Source organism: Nannocystis exedens (assembly GCF_002343915.1).
GTDB classification, from domain to species: Bacteria; Myxococcota_A; Polyangia; order Nannocystales; family Nannocystaceae; genus Nannocystis; species Nannocystis exedens.
In genome coordinates this window covers 10,697,645-10,719,071 of sequence record NZ_NETK01000001.1, presented here as the reverse complement: position 1 = coordinate 10,719,071, position 21,427 = coordinate 10,697,645, and the positions used below count along the sequence as shown (strand labels likewise).

Below are 21,427 nucleotides of genomic sequence, written 5' to 3'. Positions count from 1 at the left end.
CCTCACACCGGCCCGAGCGCCGCGCGCTCCTCGGCCGTCAGCACTTGCGGCGTCACCCGCGGCAGCTTCGCCCCCGGCGCGAAGAACGGCGACGGCTGGGCGCCTCGCCGCACGAAGCCGCGGCCCAGCAGCCACAGCACCCGCGGGATCGCCGTCACCGCCATCTTCTCCGGCGTCCCGGGCGGCGTCGGTCCGGTCGCGTCGCGGCCGAACAGGCGGGCCTTCACCGGCCCGAGCGCGCGCTCGCGGGCCGGCGCGTCGGCGGCGATGAACGGCACCAGCAGCCCTGCGAACGGCACCCGCGGGTCGCCCATCGTGTTGGCCACGGGCGTGCGGCAGCAATCGACGTACCAGCGGTGCAGCCCCTCGGCCGACAGCCGCACGCAGCGGAGCTGCTCCTGGCCGGTCTGGAGGGTGATCTGCGCCGGCGCGGTCTGGAAGATCTCCGAGCCCCCCGCCGCGTCGAGCAGCCCCTCGCCGCCGAGCCAGCGCGCGAACGCCTGACAGTCGCGGCAGTAGCAGACCGCGTGGATGCCCGACCGCGGCGACGCCTCGGAGAGCACCCCCCGCACCGCGCCGCAGCGACACCTGAGTCCGAGCGACTCGCTCATGGCGGCGACCTTACCACGCGCGGCGCCGCTCAGCCCGCTGCATCGCGCAGGTGGCTGCCGAAAGGCGCTCGCGCCGGATGAGCACCTCGATGCGATCATCCCCCGAGGGCATCCAGCCTCTCCCCGACACAGTGGGTCGGCACGCGGAGGCCGGAGATCGCGTGCAGATGCACGAAGCTCACGCTCGCCGCATGTCCTGCAGGTCGCCCGAGCCCGCCCGGATTACGGGGTTCGCTTCGGCCGGATCGCGACCGGTCGCGTCGCCAGATCGAGCGGCGCCTCGCAGCCGGAGTTGCGCAGCTTGCAGGACTTGCACATGCGGCCGCTCCAGATCGCCTCGTACATCGCCTGCACCTGGTCGATCACGTCTTCGTCCTCGGTGAGCATCCCGATCTCGAAGTTGCGGCGGCCCTCGCCCTTCGCCCCGAGGCCTGCGCCGGTCCAGTTGGCGCTGCCGAGGTAACACAGGCGGCCGTCGACGATGACCGTCTTGAGGTGGACGCGCGGGCACTGGCGCAGCTCGAGCCCGCCCTTGTAGAGCCGCGAGCGGCGGTCGAAGCTGCGGCGGAACGGCCCGGACGGCGGGGCGGCGTGCAAGATCCGCAGCTCCACCTTCTGCTGGGCCAGCGCGCTGAACACCTCGAGCACCGAGTGGAAGCGGTTGCGCGAGCGGATCGTCGCCCGCGGGTCCTCGACCAGCAGCTCTTTCAGGTTCGCGGTCGCGATCCACACGCTCGTGCGCGCCGAGCGGAGCGCCGGGATCACCGCCTCGTAGTGGCCGCGCCCGGCGAGGAGGCGCATGCGGACCGGCCGCTCCGGCAGGACGAAGTCCACCGCCTCACTCCGTCGCCGCGCGCGCGCGCAGTTCGAGCTGGTCGCCGGGTCGCCTCATCGCGGTCGGCGGATTGTACTCGCCCGGCCGGGAGCTGTCGCCGGCGCGTGCCGGTGCGGGCGGCGCCGGCCGGCTCGTGGGAGCCTCCTCCTGACCTGCGGCGGCCCGCGGCCCCTGCGCGTCGGAACCGCGGGCGCCGTCGGGCCCCCGCGTGACCATCCCCTTCGAACATGTCTGTTCGGACCTGCTCCCGGGGACCTGCCCCCGGGGACCTGTCCCTGCGGCCCAATCCCATCACATCGGCGGGGGCACGAAATCGTCGCAGGTCTGGGCGATCAGGCCGACCGCCTCGGAGAAGAACGAGTCGTAGCTGGGCGCGCAGACGCTGCCGGAGATGCCCTGGTCGCCGAACGACTCGACGAACTCGCGGATCCGGGGGCTCGGCTCGGCGCCGGAGCTGTCGACCAGCGGCCCGCAGATGCCGTTGGGCTGGTCGTTGTCGCCGTAGAGGCCGAGGACCACCAGCGCCTTCTCGTCGCCCTTCTTCGCCGCGACCAGCGACGCCTTCCAGCCGGCGGGGTTGCCGGCCGAGCCGTCGCCGAAGTTGTCGTCCTCGTCGGTGACGATGGTGACGACCAGGATCGCGTCCTTGCGCAAGAACCCGGTGTTGCACTCGAACGCCGGGCCGGAGGGGGCGACCGCCTGGACCATCGCCTCCATCGGCTTCTCCGGGTCGTCGGTCGAGCCGGTGCCGACCTGGGCGGCGCAGGCGAACGTCGCCGTCAGGTCGGGCTCGGTCACGTCCATGTAGCGGAAGCCGGTCGAGAAGGCGCAATCCTTCGAGCTCGACTGCAGGCCGCGCGGGTGCGTCACGCCGGCGCCGAGCACGTCCTCGCATTCGAGCGGCGGCGTGCCGCAGGTGTAGTCGAGGCCGGCGACCGGGCAGGTGTTGCCGAACAGCGGGCAGATCAGGTTGCAGCCCTCGAACACCCAGCTGTCGGTGTCGATCACCATGATGTGATAATCCTGAGCCTCGTCGAGCTGGCTCTGGATCGCCGAGATGAAGCCGGGGAAGCTGGCGATCAGCGATTGTTGCTCGTCGCTCATCGAGCCCGAATTGTCGATGATGAACAGGAAGTCGACCTTGCGACAGCCCTTCTCCTCGCCGTCGGTGGTCGCGCCGTCGGTGGTCTCCTCGACGCCGACGTCGAGCTTGGGGAACCCGCCCGAGGTCGTCGGATCGACCATCCCGGTGCTGGTCGGCGCCGTCGTCTCGCTGTCGCTGTCGCTGTTGCTGCCGCTGGCCTCGGACGTGCTGTCCGTGCCCGAATTCGACGACCCGGTGGTGCTCGTGGTTTGGGTCGCGCTCGTACTATTGGTGGTGGGCGCCGTCGTCACGCCGGCGGTCGAGCCGCCGCTCGAGGTTCCGCCGTCGTCACTGCACGCGGGGAGGGTCGACAGAGTGGCGAGGAGGATGCAGGTGCGACGAAATCGGGTCATGGCAGCATCCTCCTTATATCCGACGCCAGTCCCGCCTCGCCGCCCTCGCCGCCGCCCCTTCCGTTAGCTGGCGCACGACCTTCACGGACCCGCGGGCTCATGGCCCCGCCGGACACACGTCCTTCGCTCGCCCGAACCGCATGACGGGACCCCCGCCCGCGGTGATACCCTCGCGGCGACGACACCGTCCCCACGCCCCGTGCTGCTCTTCGCCCTCACCATCTTCCTCAGCGCATTCCTCCTGTTCCAGGTCCAGCCTCTGATCGGCAAGATCATCCTCCCCTGGTTCGGCGGCACGCCTGCGGTGTGGACCACGTGCATGCTGTTCTTTCAGGTCCTGCTGCTGGCCGGCTATGCGTACGCGCACGCCGTGATCGCCCTGCCGGCGCGGCGCCAGGGCCTCGTGCACCTGGCCGTGCTGGCGGCGGCGGTCCTCGCCAGCGCGCCGACCATCTTCCCGCCCGAAGGTTACAAGCCCGAAGGCGACGGCGTCCCGCTGCTGCAGATCTTGCTCGTGCTGACGGTCAGCGTCGGCCTGCCGTACTTCGCCCTGTCGACCACCGGCTCGCTGGTCCAGGCGTGGTTCTCGCGGCTGCACCCGTCGCGCTCGCCCTACCCGCTCTACGCCCTGTCGAACATCGGCTCCCTGCTCGGCCTCTTGACCTTCCCGTTCCTCGTCGAGCCGCGCCTCGGCTCGGCCACCCAGGCCTCGGTGTGGTTCTTCGGCTTCGCCGCCTTCTGCGTGCTGTGCGGCACGATCGCGGTCCAGACCACGCGCGCGGGCGCGGCCGGGCGGGCCGCCGCGGGACAGGCGACCGACGCTTCCGCCGTCCCCGCGCCGACCTGGGGGCTGCGCGCCGTATGGGTCGCGCTCGGGGCCTGCGCCTCGATCATGCTGCTGGCGATGACCAATCAGATGGCGATCGACGTCGCCAGCGTCCCGTTCCTCTGGGTCATCCCGCTCGCGCTCTACCTGCTGAGCTTCATCCTCTGCTTCTCCTCCGAGCGCTGGTACCCGCGGGTGCTGTTCTACCCGCTGTTCGTCGGCGCCACCGCGGGCGTGGTCGGCCTCATGCTCGCGGGCGCCGACGCCGGCATCGAGCAGCAGGCGCTGGTCTACTGCGCCGCGATCTTCATCTACGCGATGGTCTGCCACGGCGAGCTGTACCGTCTCCGCCCGCACCCGCGTCACCTCACCGCCTTCTACCTCGCGCTCTCGGTCGGCGGCGCGCTCGGCGGCGTGTTCGTCGGCGCGATCGCCCCGCTGGTGTTCTCCGCCTATTACGAGCTGCACATCGGCCTCGTCGCCACCTCGCTGCTGGTCCTGCACGCCTTCCGCCGCGACCAGCGGCTCGAGCTGCGCGGCCGCCCGGTCGCCGCCATCGTCCTCGCCGGGGCCGCCGCCGTCGCCTACGCCCTGTGGCGGATCCAGACCGAGAGCCCCGACTCGTTCCGCTACATCGCCCCGCTCGCCGGCGCCCTGCTGTGCATGCTGCTGTTCGGGTTCCTGTGGAGCCTGCGCGTCGGGACAGGTCCTTCCGACCAGGTCCCGCAGGACAGCCCTGCCGGCCCGCGGTGGGTCGACGGGGGCGCGCGCATCAACTACGGCCGGGCCCGCCTGGCCTGGCTGCTGCCGCTCGCCGCCATCGTCCTGCTCGGCGTCAACCTCGGCATCGAGGCCCGCTATCGCACCAGCGAGGCGCTGACGATCGAGCGCGGCTTCTTCGGCGTCTTGCGGGTCGCCGATCGCTACACCCACGACCCGCTGCAGGCCCGGCGGATCCTGTTCCACGGCGCGATCAACCACGGCTTCCAGTACCGCGCCCCCGAGCGCCAGATGTGGCACAACTCGTACTTCGCCGAGGAGAGCGGGATCGGCACCGCGCTGACGCGCCACCCCAAGCGCAAGCTCGGCGAGCCGCTCAAGATCGGCCTCCTCGGCCTCGGCTCCGGCACCTTGCTGACCTACGGCCGCCCGGGCGACAGCATCCGGATCTACGAGATCGACCCCGAGGTCGAGCCGCTCAGCCGCAAGTACTTCACCTACTTCGATCGCACCGAGGCGAAGACCGAGGTCGTGCTGGGCGACGGCCGCCTGTCGCTCGAGCGCGAGCCCGACCAGGCCTACGACGTCCTGATCCTCGACGCCTTCAGCAGCGACGCCATCCCGATGCACCTGCTGACCCGCGAGGCGTTCGTCACCTACTTCCGCCACCTGAGGCCCGACGGCATCCTCGCCGCCAACATGAGCAACCGGCACGTCGACATCCGCCCGGTGCTCAAGCAGTTCGCGCAGCACTTCGGCTGGAGCTTCGTCTGGATCGAGAACCACAGCGACGACCCGCGCGGCGTCTACGCGGCCGACTGGGGCCTGCTCACGCGCAACCAGGCGTTCCTCGACGACCCGCTGGTCAAGGCCCGCCAGGGCGACACCAGCGGCGTCTCGACCGACCTCCGCATGTGGACCGACGATTACAGCAACCTGTTCGCCGTCCTCAAGTGGGTCCAGGGGGGCTGAGCCCGGCGCGGGGGGTCGAGCTCGTCGCGCTCCCCTCGCCGGTGCCCCTGCGCCCTGGCAAATCACGGCCTTCAGCCGTCTACGCGCACCTCGCGTCGCAGAATTCGATCGCCTCGCCGACGCACGTCGAGTCCCACTCCGTCTCGCAGCAATACGCGTCGCGGTCGCACACGCACTCGACGACCTCCGGCTCGTCGCAAGCGGGCTCGTCCGACGCCTCGCAGCAGGGCTGCTCGCCGACCGGCAGCGTGTCCGGGTCGACGGTCGGTCCGGGCTCTTGATTACAGTCCTGCACAAAAGGGATCGCTAACGCCAGACTCCCGACGAGACTTCCGATCTGATTCCATAGCATCGCATTCCTCGTTTCCGGCGGCCCACGAGCGGACTCGTGCGCCGCACCGTCGCGCCAATTGTGGGCCCGAGGAAGAGCGAGGCAATCGCGGATCTTGCTGCGCACCACAGCGCGACGGCCCGCACCGGGCGCGAGCGCAGGCGCGGCGAAGGGGCCCCTCCGTCGCGCCGCGCGAGCACCCGGCTGCCCGCACCCGTCACGGGCCCACCGACGCCCGCGTCGTCCCCGCTGGCATCGCCCGCGCAGGCCTCGATCGCCGCGACCACGCAGCCGGGCTCGTCCCCGCGGCAGCGCATGCCCGAATGCACATCGTCGCCCCGGCTCGGCGGTCTCCGGCCATGCGCTCGCATGGTCGGCAGGGCACCGAGAGGAATTCAGCAACATGGATCACCCTCCGAACCCCGCGCCGCCGCCCGCGGAGCCGGCCGCGCGCGCGCCGCCCGGGGAGCATGCGGTGAAACGTCCGTGGGCAATCGCCAGGGGTTGCGCCGCGCCACACCCCGCCCACCGTCTGCCACGAGGGCGCGGCGAGCGGCCCTGCTATGCACATTGTCGGCACGCCCCGTGTGCCCCCGCCGACAAGGACCGCGCGAGAATGATTGCCATGACCCGGCCCGCCCTCGACTCGGTCCTGCCGCCATTCGCCCCGGCCGCCCCGCGGCCCCGGGCTCGCGGCATTCGCGGCGCCTCCGCGATCGTCGCCCGCCTGGCCCGAGGCCCTCGCGCTCGGCCGCCGCCGAGGGTTCGTCTCCTGCCCCGTTCGGCCCCCACGGCGACGGCCGCGGCGCTACACTGCCGCGCATGACCGCCCCCCTCGTCGCCCGCGGCCTGACCAAGCGCTACGGCACGACCTGTCTGTTCGAACAGCTCGACCTCGACGTCGCGGCCGGCGAGGTCCTCGTGCTCGTCGGCCCCAACGGCGCCGGCAAGTCGACTTTGATCGGCTGCCTCGCCGGCGGCGTGATCCCCGACGCCGGCCGCGTCATCCTCGGCGGCCACGACCTGCGCGGCGCCCCGCTGGCCGCCCGCGCCGCCCTGCGCTACCTCCCGCAGGAGGTCGAGGTCCCGCAGGGCCTCACCGGCCGCGAGCTCGTCGAGTTCTACGCCGGCGTGTTCCGCGAGCCGCTCGGGCGCGAGCGCGTGATCGCCCTCGCCGACCTCGGCCCCGCCATCGACCACCTCGCCACCACCTACAGCCTCGGCATGCGCAAGCGCCTCGTCGCCGCCGCCCTCACCCTCGGCGGCGGCGTCCTCTACGTCCTCGACGAGCCGTTCGCCGGCCTCGACCGCGAGGCCCGCGGGGCCCTGATCGCCGCCCTCGTGGCCGCCCGCGCCCGCGGCGTCGGCCTGGTCCTGTCCGCCCACGACCCCGAGGACATCGCCGCCCTCGGCGGCGCCCGCGTGCTCGAGCTCGGCCGCCCCGTCACCGCATGACCTGAGGGGCATGTCCGATCGCGCCTGTCCGTTCGCACCTGCCCGATCGAGCCTGTCCTTGCAGACCTGACCGATCGGCCCTGTCCTTCCTCACTCGCACCCCGCCGAACCCCGTGCCGCAGCTCCACGCCGACCGCGCCGTCACCTCCTACCGCCACGCCGGCAGCGGCCCCGCGCTGCTGCTGCTCCACGCCGGCGCCAGCAGCGGCGTCCAGTGGGAGCGGGCGATCGCCGCCCTCGCCCCGCGCTGGTCGGTCGCCGCCCCCGACCTCTACGGCCACGGCCAGACGCCTTGCCCCGAGGACATGACCCCCGAGACCTTGCTCGCGCGTCAGGTGGCCGTGCTGCTCGCCCTGCTCGACGTCCTCGGCGGTCCGGCGCGCGTCGTCGGCCACTCCTACGGCGCCGTCCTGGCCTTGAGCCTGGCCGCGACCGCCCCCGAGCGGGTGCGCGACCTCGTGCTCGTCGAGCCGGTCGCCTTCGGCCTGCTCGCGCCGGGCGACCCAGCGCTCGCGCCCGTCGAGGCCGTCGAGGCCGAGTGCCGCGCGCTCGTGCTGGCCGGCGACTCGGCCGCGGCCACGCGTCGCTTCCTCGACTTCTGGAGCGACCCCGAGCTGTGGGACTTCTTGCCCGAAGCCGACCGGCTCGCCATCGTCGCCGGCGCCCGCGAGCGCCACTTCATCGGCGGCCCGGCCGTGTTCGGCGCCCCCTTCGCCGCCGCCGACCTGGCCCGAATCACCTGTCCGGTCCGCCTCGTCATCGGCGACGACGGCCCCGCGGCCCCGCGCGCCGTCGCCGAACGGCTCGCCGCCTCGCTCCCGCAGGTCGAGCCGATCACCGTCCCCGGCGCCGGTCACATGCTGCCGCTGACGCACCACCGCGCGTTCCTCCGCCTGGTCGAGGCGATGCCCTGAGCGCGCAGGGTCCCCGCCTGCGGGCGCCCGCACGACACGACGGCCGTCCCCGAGCACCTCGCGCACGGACCGGACCCGACCCGAACCGCGCGTCGCCCGAGGCTCGCGACGAGGTCGCCCCTCGTCGCCATGCACTCCCGCGCTCCACGGTGCGACCGCCGACGAGGCGGGGCACCGGACCGGGGATCGCGGCGCGAGCCAGTGACGGCCAGGCGCGGAGCCCGGGCGCCGACGTCGGCGTCCTCCGAATCACCCGACCTGGCGATCGCTCGATCGCCGCGCGACCGCGCGCGGGCGCTCCACGCACACGTCCTCGCCTCACTCGCGCGCCTGCCCAGGCATCGACGCTCGCGGCTACCATGCCCCGAAATTCGGAGGGATTGAGATGAAGTTTGCCACTCCGCTGCCGCAGCTCGCGGCGGCATGCCTCGTGCTCGGCGCCTGCGGCGACGACGGCCGCGCCACTGCCACCGAGGTCACGACCGCGCCGGCCACCGCGACCACGACCATGACGACCGGCGCCACGCCGGGGACCACCGGCGAGCCCGGCACCGGCAGCGACAGCGGCAGCGACACCGCCGTCCCGACCGGGACCACCGCCTCCGACCCGACCACGACCACCGGCACCACCGGCACCACCGAGCCGGCGCAGACCTCGAGCACCACCGCGCCCGGCTGCGGCCCCTGCGATCAGCCCAACCAGCAGTGCGTCGACGGCGAGTGCCTCACCGCGTGCCAGGGCCAGGGCCCGGACGCCTGTCCCGAAGGCCAGGTGTGCGACATCATCAGCGGCGAGTGCCACGCCGCCGGCGACCCCTGCACCCTCGCCGGCACCGAGACCGCCTGCGCCGACCTGTCCTGCGGGCCAGGCAGCACCTGCGACGGCGTCGGCGCCTGCGTCCCCGTGGCCCCCTGCGCCGACGTCGCCTGCACCGACGACGGCCACTGCTGGGGCACCCTGTGCGGCTGCGAGCGCCTGGTCGAGTGCCAGGAGCCGACCGCCGAGCAGCTCAACGGCCCGTTCTCGACCGAGATCGGCGGCATCGACTTCGCCGACGACTGCAACGCCTGGATGGTGACGCTGCGCAGCGGGCCCGACTACGTGCGGCGCCTCAAGCCCGACGGCGAGCTGACCCAATGGACAGGTGTGGCCAACCTCAACATGGGCGAGGTCAAGGTGCTGCGCCGCCTGACGATCCCGCAGCTCACCGATGTCCCGCCGGTCGCCGCCGGGCCGAGCCGGCCGACCCCGGTCGAGGGCCTCGGCGAGGTCGCCATCACCTACACCTGCTGTCAGGCCTGCGGCTGCCAGGCCGACCCGCCGCAGGGCGTCGCCCGGCTCGACGAGGCCAACATGATGAGCCCGCTGCCGATCGTCATCGTCGCCCAGGTCACCCAGGGCGACGGCCCGTTCGGCAGCTCCGCCGCCGACGCCGGCCCGCACGGCCTCGCGTGGGGCGAGGACCGCGTCCTCTACGTCGGCAACAGCACGATGAACGGCGAGTACAACAGCGCCGACCTCGACGCCGCCACCCAGGACGTGGTCTTCACCTTCGACGCGCGCGTCACCGCCAGCGCCCCCGTCAGCCCGGTCCACCTGCTGGTCGCGCTCGACGGCGGCATCGTCTACCGCTTCAACGCCCAGACCCAGCAGGCCGAGTTCGTCGTCGACCTCATGTCCGACGTCACCAGCCTCGCCCACGACGCCTTCACCGGCCACGTCTACGCCGGCCTCGCCAACCTCGAGGTGGTCCGGATCGCCCCCTTCACCGGCGAGGTCGAGCCGTTCCAGACCATGCCCGGCGTCGGCCGCGTCGCCGTCAGCCCGAGCGGCAAGCTGTGGTACACGCCGGTCAAGTACCTCGCCGACCTGCCGCTGCAATCGTGGGACCTGCCGATGGCGTTCTGACGCGCCGCCCCGGCGTCGCCCGCGACGACCCCCCGCACCGGCTCCGCGGCACCTGCAAGGTCGAGCCGAAGCCGCGCCACCCGTCGCGCTCACACGCCCGCGAGCCGGGTGTGCCCCGACCATTGCGACCCGCTCCGCGGAGGCCGGCATGTCTGCGCCGGCCCCCAGCGCGGAGCGCCATGTCGACGCTTTCGCCGACCTGCGCCGCGGGTACAATCGGCCGATGCGGCTTATTTACGCTCCTGCGATCGCGATGCTCCTCCTGAATGCCGCGTGCCCGGGCCCGGCCGGCACCGACACCGACGGCACCGAAGGCACCGAAGGCACCGACGGCACCGACGGCACCGCGACCACGAGCAACGGCAGCGTCCCGACCGAGAGCAGCGACGCCACCTCGGTGCCGACCATGGGCGACCCGACCGAGACCAGCGTCGGCCCGACCACCGACGGCGGCGACGGCAACCTCGAGATCGCCATCGTCGGTGAAGGCACCGTCGCGGCCGATCCGCCGGGCCAGACCTGCACCGAGGCCGCCTGCGCCTACGACGTGCCGGCGGGCCCGGTCTCGCTCACCGCCGCCCCGTCGGCCGGCAACCGCTTCGCCGGGTGGTCGGGCGACTGCAGCGGCGCCGAGCTCACGACCGAGGTCGTCGTCGAGACCACCGCGAGCTGCACCGCCACCTTCGAGCCGCTGCCCCAGGGCGCCCTGCCGGCCAGCATCCGCGCCAGCCGCGAGATCGTGCGCGTCCCCGCCGACGACGCCCCGCCGAGCGACAGCGAGACCACCCTCGCGATCGACACCGCCGTCGCGCTGACCGGCGTCCAGTGGGCCGTGTTCGCGGCCGACGACGGCAGCGAGATCGCCACCGCCGACACCGCCGAGTACGTCTTCACCTGCCCCGACGGCCGCCGCGACTACGACGTGCGCGCCACCATCACCGACGGCCAGGTGCAGAGCACCCTGTTCGAGCGGCGGCTCGTCACCTGCGTCCCGCCGCGCAGCGACGCCGGCCGCACCGTGCACACCGCCGACATCGGCCAGGCCTCGTACTTCCAGAACGGCGAGATCGGCGGCGTCAAGGTCCAGCCCGGCGACCTCGTGCGGATCTCCGGCCAGGCCAGCAGCGACTTCGCCTTCTTCAACTTCCAGGGCACCGCCGAGGCCCCGATCCACATCATCAACGAGGGCGCGGTCAGCAACGACGACACGAGCTGGCTGATGCACCTCATCAATTGTCAACACGTCATCATCGACGGCAAGGGCGCCGACGACGTCGAGTACGGCTTCAAGCTGACCAACACCGGCGCCGGCGGCCAGGCGGTGTTCGTCCGCAATTACACGCAGGGCGGCAATACCAACACCGGCTCGACCGACATCGAGATCTTCGGCGTCGAGATCGCCGACGGCCCCGACAGCGGCTTCCGGATCTGGAACGGCGGCAGCGACGAGTTCAACGCCGACAACTGGACCTTCGAGAACCTGCGGCTGCACCACAACTACGTCCACGACGTCCTGACCGAGGGCTTTTACGTCGGCTACTACACCGACAGCATCGAGCAGCAGCCGCCGCCGTACCCGATCGAGGGCGCCAAGGTCTACCGCAACCGGGTCGAGAACAGCGGCTGGGACGGCATGCAGTTCGGCTCGTGCCGCAGCGGCCTCGAGGTCCACGACAACGTCGTCACCGCCTCGGGCCTGGCGAACGAGCCCAACCAGCGCTCCTCCTTGCAATGGAACCCGGGCAACAGCGGCGCCGCCTACAACAACCGCTTCATCGGCGGGGTCGGCGTCGACCTCCAGATCGGCTGCACCGGCGGCGACACCAAGATGTACGGCAACGTCTTCGTCCACAGCGACGGCGGCTTCTACCTCCACGCCGGCCAGGCCGACGCCCCGCGCTACTGGCTGTTCGCCAACAGCGTCGCCACCCCCAACGCCGCCGGCCTGCGGATCAACATGAACAGCGCGCCCGGCAACTGCGGCGCCGGGGCGCCGCTGAGCGAGATGCACTACGCCAGCAACCTGCTGGTCGGCAGCGTCGAGCAATCGTGGGAGTTCGCCGCCGGCGACGCCGACACCGCCGGCTGGACCCTCGCGCCCAACCTCGCCTGGACCGCCGATCCGGCCGAGCTCTGCCTCGACGAGGCGCTCGCGCCGACCTGCAGCGACTCGGCGGCCCTCGCCGGCGGTGGGGCTGCGCTCGCCGACCTCGGCCTCACCGCCGCCGACTTGCCCGGCGGCCACTTCGTCGACATCGACGGCCGCGTCCTGGCGGGCCCGAGCAACTTCGGCGCCCACCAGGCCGCCACCCCTTGACCCGGACCCGACATTCTCGAATGTCGACAGCGTCTGCGCCGACGGACCGTTCGAACTCGCGCCCGGGAGCTGCACCTCCGGCGCTCCCTGGCGTGCGGCGGGCGCCACGACCGCGTCCGCCCCAATCGCGGTTTGTTTACCGTCTTCGCTCGAGTGAGGCATCCTGAAGGCCGTGGAGCCGACGGCAGCCGAGCGCGCGATCGAGTACTACCGCCGGCGGCTCGACGAGCTCGTGCTCGAGTCGTGCGAGCGCGTCCGGGCCGCCGACCTGCCGTTTTACCGCGCCTTGCCGCTCCCGGTGATGCAGGCCTCGGTCAAGCGCGTGTTCGAGGCCGTCGCCGCCGACCTCGAGAGCGACGCTCCGCAGGCTTATCCCGCCATCCTCTCGGCGCTCGGCGTCCAGCGGGCCTCGATGGGCGTCTCGGTCACCGAGATCACCGCCGGCATGCACTTCGGCTTCGAGGTCGTCTCCGAGGCCTTCGCCGTCGACTTCGCCGCCGACCCGGATCCGATCCTGTTCTGGGAGCGCAAGCGCGGCAGGATCGCCTACGCCGGCGTGGCCGCGCTCGCCGACGCCTACCTCGTCGCCCGCGAGAAGCTGATCCGCACCCAGGCCGACGAGATCCTCGCGCTCTCGACCCAGGTGCTGCCGCTCTACCCCGGCGTCCTCGTGTGCCCGCTGATCGGCCACCTCGATCACGAGCGCGCCCAGGCCATGACCACCGCCGTGCTGGCCGCCGTGGTGCGCCACCGCTCGCGCGTCGTCGTCTTCGACCTGTCCGGCGTCCCGCTCGTCGACGCCGGGATGGCAAGCCACCTCGTCGGCGCCGCCCGGGCCGTCGGCCTGCTCGGCGCCCGCCCGCTGCTGGTCGGCCTCGGCCCGGGCGTCGCCCAGGCCATCGTCGCCGTCGGCCTCGACCTCGGCCAGATCCCCACCCTCGGCGACCTCGCCGGCGGCCTCGCCCACGCCCTGGCGGTGCTCGGCAAGACGATCGTCGACGCGTGAGCGCGGGCGCCCCGGCTGTCCTCTCGAACAGGCCACGCTCGCCGACGGACATCCTCGCGCAGGCCCGGCCGCCTCGCCCTCGCTGGCGGTGATCTCGCCCGCGCCCCCAGCCGGCGCAGCCCGACGGCACGCGCCCACGCAACGACGCTCGCGGCTCGCCCCGCGCACAGATACGGCGCCGGATTGACTGCTCTTTCAGACATGCTCAACAAAACATGATTCTTTGAACACGTCCTCATGGACATGTCTCGACTTCCGCACGAGCGGACAAATTTGTCTCGACCCGTTCGTCGCGCCCAGGGAGCCGCTCGCGCTCGCGCGACCGACCGCTCCGCGGCCACGCCCCCACTCCCGGCGTCGCTCGCCCGCCGCGAAGCCCCTCACCGGTCCCGAGGGCCATCCGCCCCGTCACCCTCCGCGCCGCTCGCTCAGCCGCGCCGCGCGGCCCAGCAGATAGTCCCGCTCCGGCAGGCTGGCCGTGCGCCCTGCCGCGCGGCGGTAGCCGGCGATCGCCGCCGCGACCTCGCCCGCGCGCTCGAGCAGGTGCGCGCGCACGGCCTCGAGGCGGTGATGGCCGGCCATCCGCGCGTCGCCGTCGAGGCTCGCCAGCAGCCGCAGCCCCGCCTCGGGCCCGTGGACCATCGCCGTCGCGATCGCGTGGTTCAGGCGCACCATCGGGTTGTCGGCCATGTGCAGCAGCACCCCGTAGAGCGCCAGGATCTGCGGCCAGTCGGTGTCCTCGGCCCGGGGCGCCTCGTCGTGCAGCGCCGAGATCGCCGCCTGCAATTGATACGGACCGACCTGTCCCCGCGGCAAGGTCGCCGAGATCAGGGCCACCCCCTCGGCGATGGCCGCCCGATCCCACCGGCTGCGATCCTGCTCGTCGAGCGGCACCAGCTCGCCCGCGGGCCCGCAGCGGGCCGCCCGGCGCGCGTCGGTCAGCAGCATCAGCGCCAGCAGGCCCGCCACCTCGCCGTCCTCGGGCAGCTGCGCGTGGACCAGGCGCGTCAGCCGGATCGCCTCGTCGGCCAGATCGCAGCGCTGCAGCGCCGGCCCCGAGCTGCTCGTGTAGCCCTCGTTGAAGATCAGGTACAGCACGTGCAGCACCGCCGTGAGCCGCTGCGCCCGCTCTTCCGCCGTCGGCAGCCGGAACGGCACCTTCGACGATTGGATGCTCTGCTTGGCGCGGCTGATCCGCTGGCCCATCGTCGCGTCGGGCACCAGGAACGCCCGCGCGATCTCGCCGGTCGTCAGCCCGCCGACCGCCCGCAGCGTCAGCGCGATCGCCGACGAGCTCGTCAGCGCCGGGTGACAGCACATGAACAGCAGGATCAGCGTGTCGTCCTGCTCGCCCGCCGCCTCGTCGGCCGCGAGCGCGAGCTGCAGCTCGGGCGGCACCAGGCCAACCACGATCTCCTCGCGCCGGCGGCGGGCCGCCTCGCTGCGGACCTGGTCCATCAGCCGCCGCGACGCGACGTGGATCAACCAGCCGCGCGGATTGACCGGCACGCCCTCCTGCGGCCACTGGCGGGCCGCGGCGAAGAGCGCCTCCTGGACCGCGTCCTCGGCGGCTGCGAAGTCGCGGTGGCGCCGGACGACCGCGCCGAGCACCTGCGGCGCCAGCTCGCGCAGCAGTCGCTCGGGGCGGACGTCCGGGAACGACGACGTCACGGGCCGTCGGGGGACGGCGCGGACATCACCTGCCGCACCTCGATCGCCAGGTTGAGCGGCGCCCCGCCGGGTCCGGGAGCCGCCGACGCCTGCGCCGCGAGCTGGTAGGCGCGCTCGGGGCTGTCGACGTCGACGATCCAGTAGCCGGCCAGGAACTCCTTGGACTCGGGGAACACCCCGTCGGTGATCGGCTGGCCGTCCTTGCCGGCGCGCACCCGCTTGGCCTGGTCGGGCCCCGCGAGCCCCTCGGCGGCCACCAGCTCGCCCGACTCGCGCAGCCTGGCCGCGAAGTCCTTCATGAACGCGACGTGCGCGCGGAAGTCCTCCTGCGTCCAGCCCTCGATCTGGTACGGCCCGGCCGGGGTGTTCATCATCATCATGTACTTCATGTTCGGCTCCCTCTCGGTGGGTGCGCCCCGGGGATCGGTGCGCATGCACCGACTCGTCGGAGCCGACGACGGGTTCTCGACATCGCCGCGACGATAACCGAAAAAAAACTCCGGGGCCGGCGCCGAGCAGCGGTCCGCGGCCCGATTCCCCCATACCGCCCCAGAGAACCCGCGCACGGATCGCCGTCGACGCTCACGGCCTGACCATTCGCACATGCCCTCGCGACAGGCCCCGCGCGACATGCTCGATCGAGCATGTCGCGCGGGGCATGTCCCTCACGACGCCGTCGTGGCGCCGCTCGACCGCCCGTCACCGCCGCCGGCGCACCCCGATCAGCCCGAGCCCCAGCAGCAGCAGCGAGCCGAGCCCGCCCTGGCCGTCGCTGTTGCACGCGCAGCCCTTGTCGGGGTCGTTCTCGCCGCCGGTGGCGCTGTCGCTGGTCTCCTCCTGCGCCCCGGTCTCGCTGCTGTCGCCGGTCTCGCCGGTCGCCCCGGTCGTCGGCGCCTCGCCGCTCTCGCTGTCCTCGCCGCCCGTCGGCTCCTCTCCGCCCGTCGAGGCGTCGCCGGTCGTCTCCGTCGCCGGCGCGCAGGCGCTGCCCGGCACCGCGTCGGCCTCGGTCCACAGCGGCTCGGGCGGCAGCGTCGACCCGTCCGCCAGCGGCGCCTCGTCGACGCGCATGAAGCACGGCGGGCACAGCTCGAACGGAGCCGCCGCGTTGCCGGCCGCGTCACGGGCCACCACCTCGAGGCACACGTCGGTGCGCACGTCGGCGGCGCCGAGCGTCCCGCTGTTGAGCGCGACCGGCACGATCGTCGTCGGCTCCAGCCCGCGCGCGACCCGGCGGATCCCGCTCCCGCCCAGCTCCTCGCCCCCGTCCCACGTCACCTCGAACAGCACCAGCGCCTCGCCGGCCGCCGGGGCCGGCTGCTCGAGGTGGACGTACATCGTCTGCGCGATTTCCCACTGATCGCAGCCCGACGTGAACTGGAACGGCGCGTGCTCGAGCACCGCGAAGAACGACGCCTCGGCGAGCGTCGCCGGCGCGGCGACATCCGGTTCACCGGCAGTGAACGTGATCGACGCCGGACAGCCGTCGTTCTCGGCGCAGAACTCGCCCGCGACGACCACCGTCTGGCCCGGCTGCGGCTCCGGTTCGACCTTCACCGCCAGCGGGGCCAGCCCCTCGGCGAACGCCGCCGGCACGAGCGCCGCCGGCTCGCCGTCGACCGTCACCGTCACCTTGTCGACCGAGATGGCGTCGCCCCAGAACAGCAGCGCCGCGTTGGCCGGATAGGTCTCGCCGTCGGCCGGCACGCTCTCGTGCAGCTCGGCCGGCGAAGCGCCGCAGGCGTCGGCGAGGCGGGGCAGACAAAACACGAGGGCGCACGTGCTCGCCAGCACGGCGCCCTCGGCGATACGGGTCCAACTATCAATCATGGGCATGCGACCCCCGTCTTCCACGAACCGTGCCGAGCCGGGTCTCCTGCGATCCCGCCGACCTCGACGCGCTCGGCGGCGCGAGAGGCATGGCGTCCGTGTCGGCCCCCCGACGTCCGCGCCGTGCGGCGATTCCGCATGGACGGCCCCCGGGGGCCGGTTCCGGCGCAAACAGCCGTCTTTCTGTTCGCGGCCGCGCGAGCCCGCGGCGACGCGTCGAGCCCTGTCGGCCCGGGCCGACCGCACGCGAGCAGCTCGGAGCGCACGCGCCGCTCGCCGACGCCGGCATGTCCCGAAGGACATGCTCTCAAGCCGCAGACATCGGACCTCCGGCGCGACCCGGTCGCTTCACCAGCAACGCCTACGACCTCGTCATCGAGGGCGAGTCGTTCCGCAGTCGCCAGAAACTCTCGTTCACCCGTCCGCCGAAAACTGGATCCCGCTCGCGCGCGCGAGCATGATCCCTCGTCACGCAGGGCGAACAAAAGGGGAAAGGTCGTGAGAAGGCCGGGGTCCCATGCTGGTGAAAACCGACACTCCGCGACTACGACGCCGAACCACGTCGAGCCGAGCCCGCGCGCCATGCCGAGGCACGCTCGACGTGCAGCGCCTCCGCAGACGATCGCGTCAGACCCAGGATCCTGGCCCGCGACGGCCGGGACTTTCACCCAACGCGAGCCCGCGCGACACCGAAGGATGCGCCCCGCTCGCCTCGCCGATACGACCCCACACGACAGGCCGCGCGTGCCACCTGCCGGCAGATGTCGCCTCGGGCCGCCCACGGGTTGCACCGTCGCGTCGTGAGCATGCGCGGCGCATCTCGCCGTGATCCCCTCGTCGCGCCGGCGCAGCAACCCGAGAGGGACGACGGCCTTCGCGCGTCGTCTCGACCTCTTCCCCTGAGCGATCTTCCATGCACCACGTCCGCTCGCACCTGAAGCACCGCGCCGACCAGTTCGCGCGCCACCCCTTCTTCGCCCTCCTGCGACCGACGAGCGAGCTGCGGCACGCCCTCGCGTTCGCCCGCGGCCTGTCGTTCTGGGTCTACGTGTTCCAGGACATCATTCGCCTCAACGCCGACCTCGCGCGCGAGCCCCGGCTGCGGGCCCTGCTGGTGCGTCACTGCGAGGAGGATCGCGGCCACGAGAAGTGGTTCCACGCCGACCTGCTCGAGATCTTCGGCGCCCCCGTCCCCCTCGACGAGCTGTTCGCGCCGGAGTTCGCCGACGCCCGCGCCGGCGCTCTGGCGATCGCCGCCGAGGTCTTCCGCCTCTCCGACGACCGCCTGCGCGTCGTCCTCGTCGACGCCCTCGAGGCCGCCGCCAAGGTCGGCTTCAGCCGCTTCGCCGCCCACGTCCGCGCCTCGGGCTGCGTCGATCGCCTGCAGTACTTCGACGGCCGTCACCTCGCCGTCGAGGACGACCACGAGCTCCACGACGAGCACGTCGCCCGCGAGCTCAACGCGCTCCACTTTGAAGCGGCCGAGCGCGCCGAGGCCCTCGCCCTGATCGATCGCGTGTTCGTCGCCTTCGCCCAGATCTTCACCGCCCTCATCCCCTCGATGACGGCCCCGCCGCTGGCCGCATGAGCGGTCGAACCGAATTCGTTCATCGCTCCCCGCGGGCGAGACCGCCGCTCGCTCGCCCGCGTCGCCGCCTCCCCGGCGACCGCCCGCGCGTCACCGCGTGAGCGGTCGATGCAAAATTGTTCACCGCTCCCCGCGCCCATCCCCCTGCTCGCTCGCCCGCCCTCGCCTGACCGCGCGGGAGCATCGGCCGCAGCTCGTCCGGCGCGGCGCGCGTCTCCTCGCCGACCCTCGCGCCTCGCGTCCTCCGACATGTCCTCGGGGACATCCTTTGTATTCGGCCGCGCCGGGCGCCGCAGCCCGGCGTCGCGAGCACTGCGCTCCTGCGGCGAATTGATGGCGACTTGACTGGTCGAGCTCGACGGGACCTGCATCCTCGGAGGACGTAGGGAGACGTGTGAATGCAGCGCGAAGGATGGTCGACGTGGATCCTGGCGAGCGCAGCGCTCGCGGGTGGTTGTTGCCTCGAAGAGCACCCGTCGGACGACGGCCGGACCCGCCGCTGGCTCGAGGCCGGCGAGCTCCATGACGAGCCCGACGGCGTCCCGTGCCGCGGCGGCTGCGACGACGCCCGGGCTTGCGAGCACGGCGCCGCCGACGACGAGTGGGACGTCGACGACAACCCCTCCTGCGACGGCGCGGTCGACGGCCTCGAGCGCGCCGACTGATGTCATCGCCCGCGAGCCGACCGCCGCCGGGGGCGGCGCATTGAACCTGACCTTCGGGCCAGTCGCTCGCTGCCGCAGCTCAGCGCGCGAACCCTCCGCCCCGGCAGCGACCGGACCCGTTCAGGTCACGATTCCCGTTCGTATGACGACACCCGCCGGGAGCGCGCGAGCAACCTGTCCTTCGCGCCAGCTCCACGGCCGCCCCGACGACCCCGCCGCGACTCACGCCGGAAAAGGTCCTCCTCCGCGGCGCTCTGCTCACTGGCTCTGCGCCGGGCAGCCGTCGCCGTCGGCCCGGCCATCGCGGACTTCGGGCACGTCGGGGCACTTGTCGAAGCGGTCGGAGATCCCGTCCCCGTCGCGGTCGACCACCGGGCAGCCGTCCCGCGGCCCGCCGGCCTGATCGGGGCACGCGTCGACGGCATCCGGCACGCGGTCTGCGTCGCGGTCGCTCGGCGTCGTCACCGGCTTGGGCCGCGACACCGGCCCGCTCGTCGCGTCGAGCGACACCGGCGGCGCCTGCGTGGCGCCCGACTGGGCGCACCCGAGGAGCAGGACGGGCAACAGAAGAAAGGCGGCGCGGGCCATGAGGATGCCGAGGGTAACACTCGGCCGGCGAGCGCGCGAGCGTATCGACCGGCCAGCGCGCCTCCGACGAGCCCTGAACGCCGTCGGCGCGGAGCGGCCGATCCCGCCCCAAAACCCCCGCCCGCAGAGCCCCCGAGCCCGTGACCGAGCGGACCGGACCGTTCCGGCCCGCCGCGCCGATCCGGTCGCTCGCGCCCTCATCCGTCCTCCGCCAGCCGACGCCCCGGGCCCGCGCCGTCCAGGGTCCGCTCATGTCCAGGAGAACATGCTCCGATCGCCATGCCTCTCCGAGCATGCCATGAGTCCATGTCCAATGAGACAGGGTCGATCCAGCATGTCCTTTTAAACCATCTCATGAAGCGCGCCGCAGCCGGCGCGCCAGCTCCGGGTAGCCCCCGAGCTCCGCCCAGTCCGCGGCCGTCCCGCCCCAGCGCCCGTCTCTCACCTCCGGATCGGCCCCGTGGGCCAGCAGTCGTTCGACCACCCCCACGTGCCCGCGCCGGGCCGCCTCGTGCAGCGGCGTGCGCGGCGGCTGCCCGCCCGGGCGCACCAGACGGTCGCCCTCCGCGCCGCAGCCCAGCAGCAGCGCCGCGGCCAGGTGTTGCTCGCGGATGCATGCGTACGCCAGCGCCTCGGCCAGCGCCTCGCGGTCGAGCTCCGGGCTGAGCAGATCGGTCAGCGTGTCGATGCGCCCGAGCGCCGCCGCGTGGCGCACGTCGATCTGCGCGCCCCGGTCCACCAGCTCCTCGGCCGTCGCCGGCGCCAGGTTCAGCAGCGGCTTCGACAACAAATCGGGATCGGCGAGATCGAGCCGGGCTCCGCCCGCGACCAGCAAGTCGATGAGCTCCGGCGCCGCCCCGGACTCGGACGCCCGCCGGCTCGTCAACACCAGCTCGAGCGTCGCCTGGGCCGCCCACGCCGCGCTGCCGCGGTCGAGCAGCAGCCGCGTGCACGCGGCGATGTTGCCCGGCAGCGGCCCGCGGTCGGGGTTGCCTGCCACGTGGTGCAGCAGCGTCGCCCCGGCGACGTAGCCCGTCTCGTAGCAATCGCCGACGCGGCAGCGCACCGCCACCAGCCCCGGATCGGCGTCGAGCAGCCGCGTCAGCCGATCGAGGTCTCCGCCGTCGATCGCCGCCACCGCCTCGCGGAACCTGTCCATCTGGGTGCTGTCCGCGTCCTGCATCGGCGAGCCCTCCCGGACGCGCAGATCACCGACGCCCGTTCGCAGGTCTATAGAAGCGATCGGTGAAAGTTCAAGCCCCGCGCCTCCTGCCGCCGTCGCGACGAACACCGTTCGTGAGCCCACAAGCCCCTGCAGCCGCGAGAACCACGATCGCGGACGGAAGCTCCACCGCTCGCCGGCGCGACGCACCTTGAGGCCTGCACGCCACGGCGTCCCGGCGTCGTGCGCCCTGCAGCGGCGATCATGCCGGCACGCCTTCGAGATCTCCATTCACGCGCCCGGGCATCGGAGACCGCGCAGCATGTCCCTTCGAACATGCCCCTCGCATCATCCTCCGATCGTGCAGCGCGCCGGCCGATCCGTCGCGAACGTCATGACCCCGCGCGTCGGCCCCGGGCGAGGCTCGAGCGCCACCGCGCCCGCTCCACGGCGCGAACAACCTCTTCGAAAAGAGAGAAAGAGAACAGAGAAACGGGCGCCGCGGCCCAGGACCGCCTCGGGCAAGACGGTCC

General features: G+C 72.9%; 17 protein-coding genes. 8 read left to right on the top strand and 9 right to left on the bottom strand.

The features are described 5' to 3' along the window. Positions 1-2: 2 nt before the first annotated feature. From NAEX_RS41760 to NAEX_RS41750, 3 genes are all read right to left on the bottom strand, one after another. Complete coding sequence (locus NAEX_RS41760) at positions 3-611, bottom strand: DUF6151 family protein (RefSeq protein WP_096333040.1); 609 nt, start codon at positions 609-611, stop codon at positions 3-5. Positions 612-833: 222 nt separating this feature from the next. Further along, on the bottom strand, positions 834-1,445 hold the full coding sequence (locus NAEX_RS41755) for a phospholipase D family protein (RefSeq protein ID WP_245913916.1): 612 nt from the start codon (positions 1,443-1,445) through the stop codon (positions 834-836). 292 nt (positions 1,446-1,737) lie between these two features. Continuing rightward, positions 1,738-2,943, bottom strand: a complete 1,206-nt coding sequence (locus NAEX_RS41750) for a hypothetical protein (protein WP_096333039.1) — start codon at positions 2,941-2,943, stop codon at positions 1,738-1,740. A 199-nt stretch (positions 2,944-3,142) separates the two neighbouring features. Between NAEX_RS41750 and NAEX_RS41745 the strand changes: the two genes are divergently transcribed. Further along, on the top strand, positions 3,143-5,461 hold the full coding sequence (locus NAEX_RS41745) for a spermidine synthase (protein ID WP_096333038.1): 2,319 nt from the start codon (positions 3,143-3,145) through the stop codon (positions 5,459-5,461). A 79-nt stretch (positions 5,462-5,540) separates the two neighbouring features. Here NAEX_RS41745 and NAEX_RS41740 read toward each other — a convergent pair whose 3' ends face one another. After that, positions 5,541-5,756, bottom strand: coding sequence for a hypothetical protein (locus NAEX_RS41740; RefSeq protein ID WP_096333037.1), 216 nt, complete (start codon positions 5,754-5,756; stop codon positions 5,541-5,543). 858 nt (positions 5,757-6,614) lie between these two features. On the opposite strand from NAEX_RS41740, the gene NAEX_RS51590 reads away from it, so the two are divergent. The 5 genes from NAEX_RS51590 (at position 6,615) to NAEX_RS41710 (ending at position 13,393) form a co-directional block, all read left to right on the top strand. Continuing rightward, on the top strand, positions 6,615-7,247 hold the full coding sequence (locus tag NAEX_RS51590; protein WP_170136463.1) for an ABC transporter ATP-binding protein: 633 nt from the start codon (positions 6,615-6,617) through the stop codon (positions 7,245-7,247). A 113-nt stretch (positions 7,248-7,360) separates the two neighbouring features. Beyond that, positions 7,361-8,161, top strand: coding sequence for an alpha/beta fold hydrolase (locus tag NAEX_RS41730; RefSeq protein ID WP_170136462.1), 801 nt, complete (start codon positions 7,361-7,363; stop codon positions 8,159-8,161). Between the two features lie 385 nt (positions 8,162-8,546). After that, a complete protein-coding gene (locus NAEX_RS51585) occupies positions 8,547-10,070 on the top strand; it encodes a hypothetical protein (RefSeq protein WP_170136461.1) in 1,524 nt (507 codons plus the stop codon). Between the two features lie 253 nt (positions 10,071-10,323). Continuing rightward, complete coding sequence (locus NAEX_RS41715) at positions 10,324-12,387, top strand: InlB B-repeat-containing protein (RefSeq protein ID WP_100793044.1); 2,064 nt, start codon at positions 10,324-10,326, stop codon at positions 12,385-12,387. Between the two features lie 172 nt (positions 12,388-12,559). Beyond that, positions 12,560-13,393, top strand: a complete 834-nt coding sequence (locus NAEX_RS41710; RefSeq protein ID WP_096333032.1) for an STAS domain-containing protein — start codon at positions 12,560-12,562, stop codon at positions 13,391-13,393. A 408-nt stretch (positions 13,394-13,801) separates the two neighbouring features. Here NAEX_RS41710 and NAEX_RS41705 read toward each other — a convergent pair whose 3' ends face one another. The 3 genes from NAEX_RS41705 to NAEX_RS41700 all read right to left on the bottom strand — a co-directional run bounded on the left by NAEX_RS41705 (position 13,802) and on the right by NAEX_RS41700 (position 16,891). Then, positions 13,802-15,064: an RNA polymerase sigma factor gene (locus NAEX_RS41705; RefSeq protein WP_100793045.1), complete on the bottom strand. Its 1,263-nt coding sequence runs from the start codon at positions 15,062-15,064 to the stop codon at positions 13,802-13,804. Next, positions 15,061-15,453 (bottom strand): YciI family protein, encoded by a 393-nt coding sequence (locus NAEX_RS49025; protein WP_100793068.1) that lies wholly within the window; start codon positions 15,451-15,453, stop codon positions 15,061-15,063. The genes NAEX_RS41705 and NAEX_RS49025 overlap by 4 nt, the downstream gene beginning before the upstream one ends. Positions 15,454-15,763: 310 nt before the next feature. Then, on the bottom strand, positions 15,764-16,891 hold the full coding sequence (locus tag NAEX_RS41700) for an MYXO-CTERM sorting domain-containing protein (RefSeq protein WP_143140665.1): 1,128 nt from the start codon (positions 16,889-16,891) through the stop codon (positions 15,764-15,766). Between the two features lie 913 nt (positions 16,892-17,804). On the opposite strand from NAEX_RS41700, the gene NAEX_RS41695 reads away from it, so the two are divergent. Both NAEX_RS41695 and NAEX_RS41690 read left to right on the top strand, forming a co-directional pair. Beyond that, positions 17,805-18,479: a hypothetical protein gene (locus tag NAEX_RS41695; RefSeq protein WP_096333029.1), complete on the top strand. Its 675-nt coding sequence runs from the start codon at positions 17,805-17,807 to the stop codon at positions 18,477-18,479. A 398-nt stretch (positions 18,480-18,877) separates the two neighbouring features. Next, the gene (locus NAEX_RS41690; protein WP_096333028.1) at positions 18,878-19,144 is read left to right on the top strand and encodes a hypothetical protein; all 267 of its coding nucleotides are present in this window, start codon (positions 18,878-18,880) and stop codon (positions 19,142-19,144) included. Positions 19,145-19,402: 258 nt separating this feature from the next. On the opposite strand, the gene NAEX_RS41685 is transcribed toward NAEX_RS41690, so the two are convergent. Both NAEX_RS41685 and NAEX_RS41680 read right to left on the bottom strand, forming a co-directional pair. After that, complete coding sequence (locus NAEX_RS41685; RefSeq protein ID WP_096333027.1) at positions 19,403-19,732, bottom strand: hypothetical protein; 330 nt, start codon at positions 19,730-19,732, stop codon at positions 19,403-19,405. 352 nt (positions 19,733-20,084) lie between these two features. Continuing rightward, a complete protein-coding gene (locus tag NAEX_RS41680) occupies positions 20,085-20,915 on the bottom strand; it encodes an ankyrin repeat domain-containing protein (protein WP_170136460.1) in 831 nt (276 codons plus the stop codon). Positions 20,916-21,427 lie beyond the last annotated feature (512 nt).

What these genes read in the sequence shown, in the direction of transcription:
- NAEX_RS41760 (WP_096333040.1), bottom strand. Translation starts at nt 611, where the DNA reads ATGAGCGAGTCGCTCGGACTCAGGTGTCGCTGCGGCGCGGTGCGGGGG.
- NAEX_RS41750 (WP_096333039.1), bottom strand. Translation starts at nt 2,943, where the DNA reads ATGACCCGATTTCGTCGCACCTGCATCCTCCTCGCCACTCTGTCGACC.
- NAEX_RS51590 (WP_170136463.1), top strand. Translation starts at nt 6,615, where the DNA reads ATGACCGCCCCCCTCGTCGCCCGCGGCCTGACCAAGCGCTACGGCACG.
- NAEX_RS51585 (WP_170136461.1), top strand. Translation starts at nt 8,547, where the DNA reads ATGAAGTTTGCCACTCCGCTGCCGCAGCTCGCGGCGGCATGCCTCGTG.
- NAEX_RS41715 (WP_100793044.1), top strand. Translation starts at nt 10,324, where the DNA reads ATGCTCCTCCTGAATGCCGCGTGCCCGGGCCCGGCCGGCACCGACACC.
- NAEX_RS49025 (WP_100793068.1), bottom strand. Translation starts at nt 15,453, where the DNA reads ATGAAGTACATGATGATGATGAACACCCCGGCCGGGCCGTACCAGATC.
- NAEX_RS41700 (WP_143140665.1), bottom strand. Translation starts at nt 16,891, where the DNA reads ATGATTGATAGTTGGACCCGTATCGCCGAGGGCGCCGTGCTGGCGAGC.
- NAEX_RS41695 (WP_096333029.1), top strand. Translation starts at nt 17,805, where the DNA reads ATGCACCACGTCCGCTCGCACCTGAAGCACCGCGCCGACCAGTTCGCG.
- NAEX_RS41690 (WP_096333028.1), top strand. Translation starts at nt 18,878, where the DNA reads ATGCAGCGCGAAGGATGGTCGACGTGGATCCTGGCGAGCGCAGCGCTC.
- NAEX_RS41685 (WP_096333027.1), bottom strand. Translation starts at nt 19,732, where the DNA reads ATGGCCCGCGCCGCCTTTCTTCTGTTGCCCGTCCTGCTCCTCGGGTGC.
- NAEX_RS41680 (WP_170136460.1), bottom strand. Translation starts at nt 20,915, where the DNA reads ATGCAGGACGCGGACAGCACCCAGATGGACAGGTTCCGCGAGGCGGTG.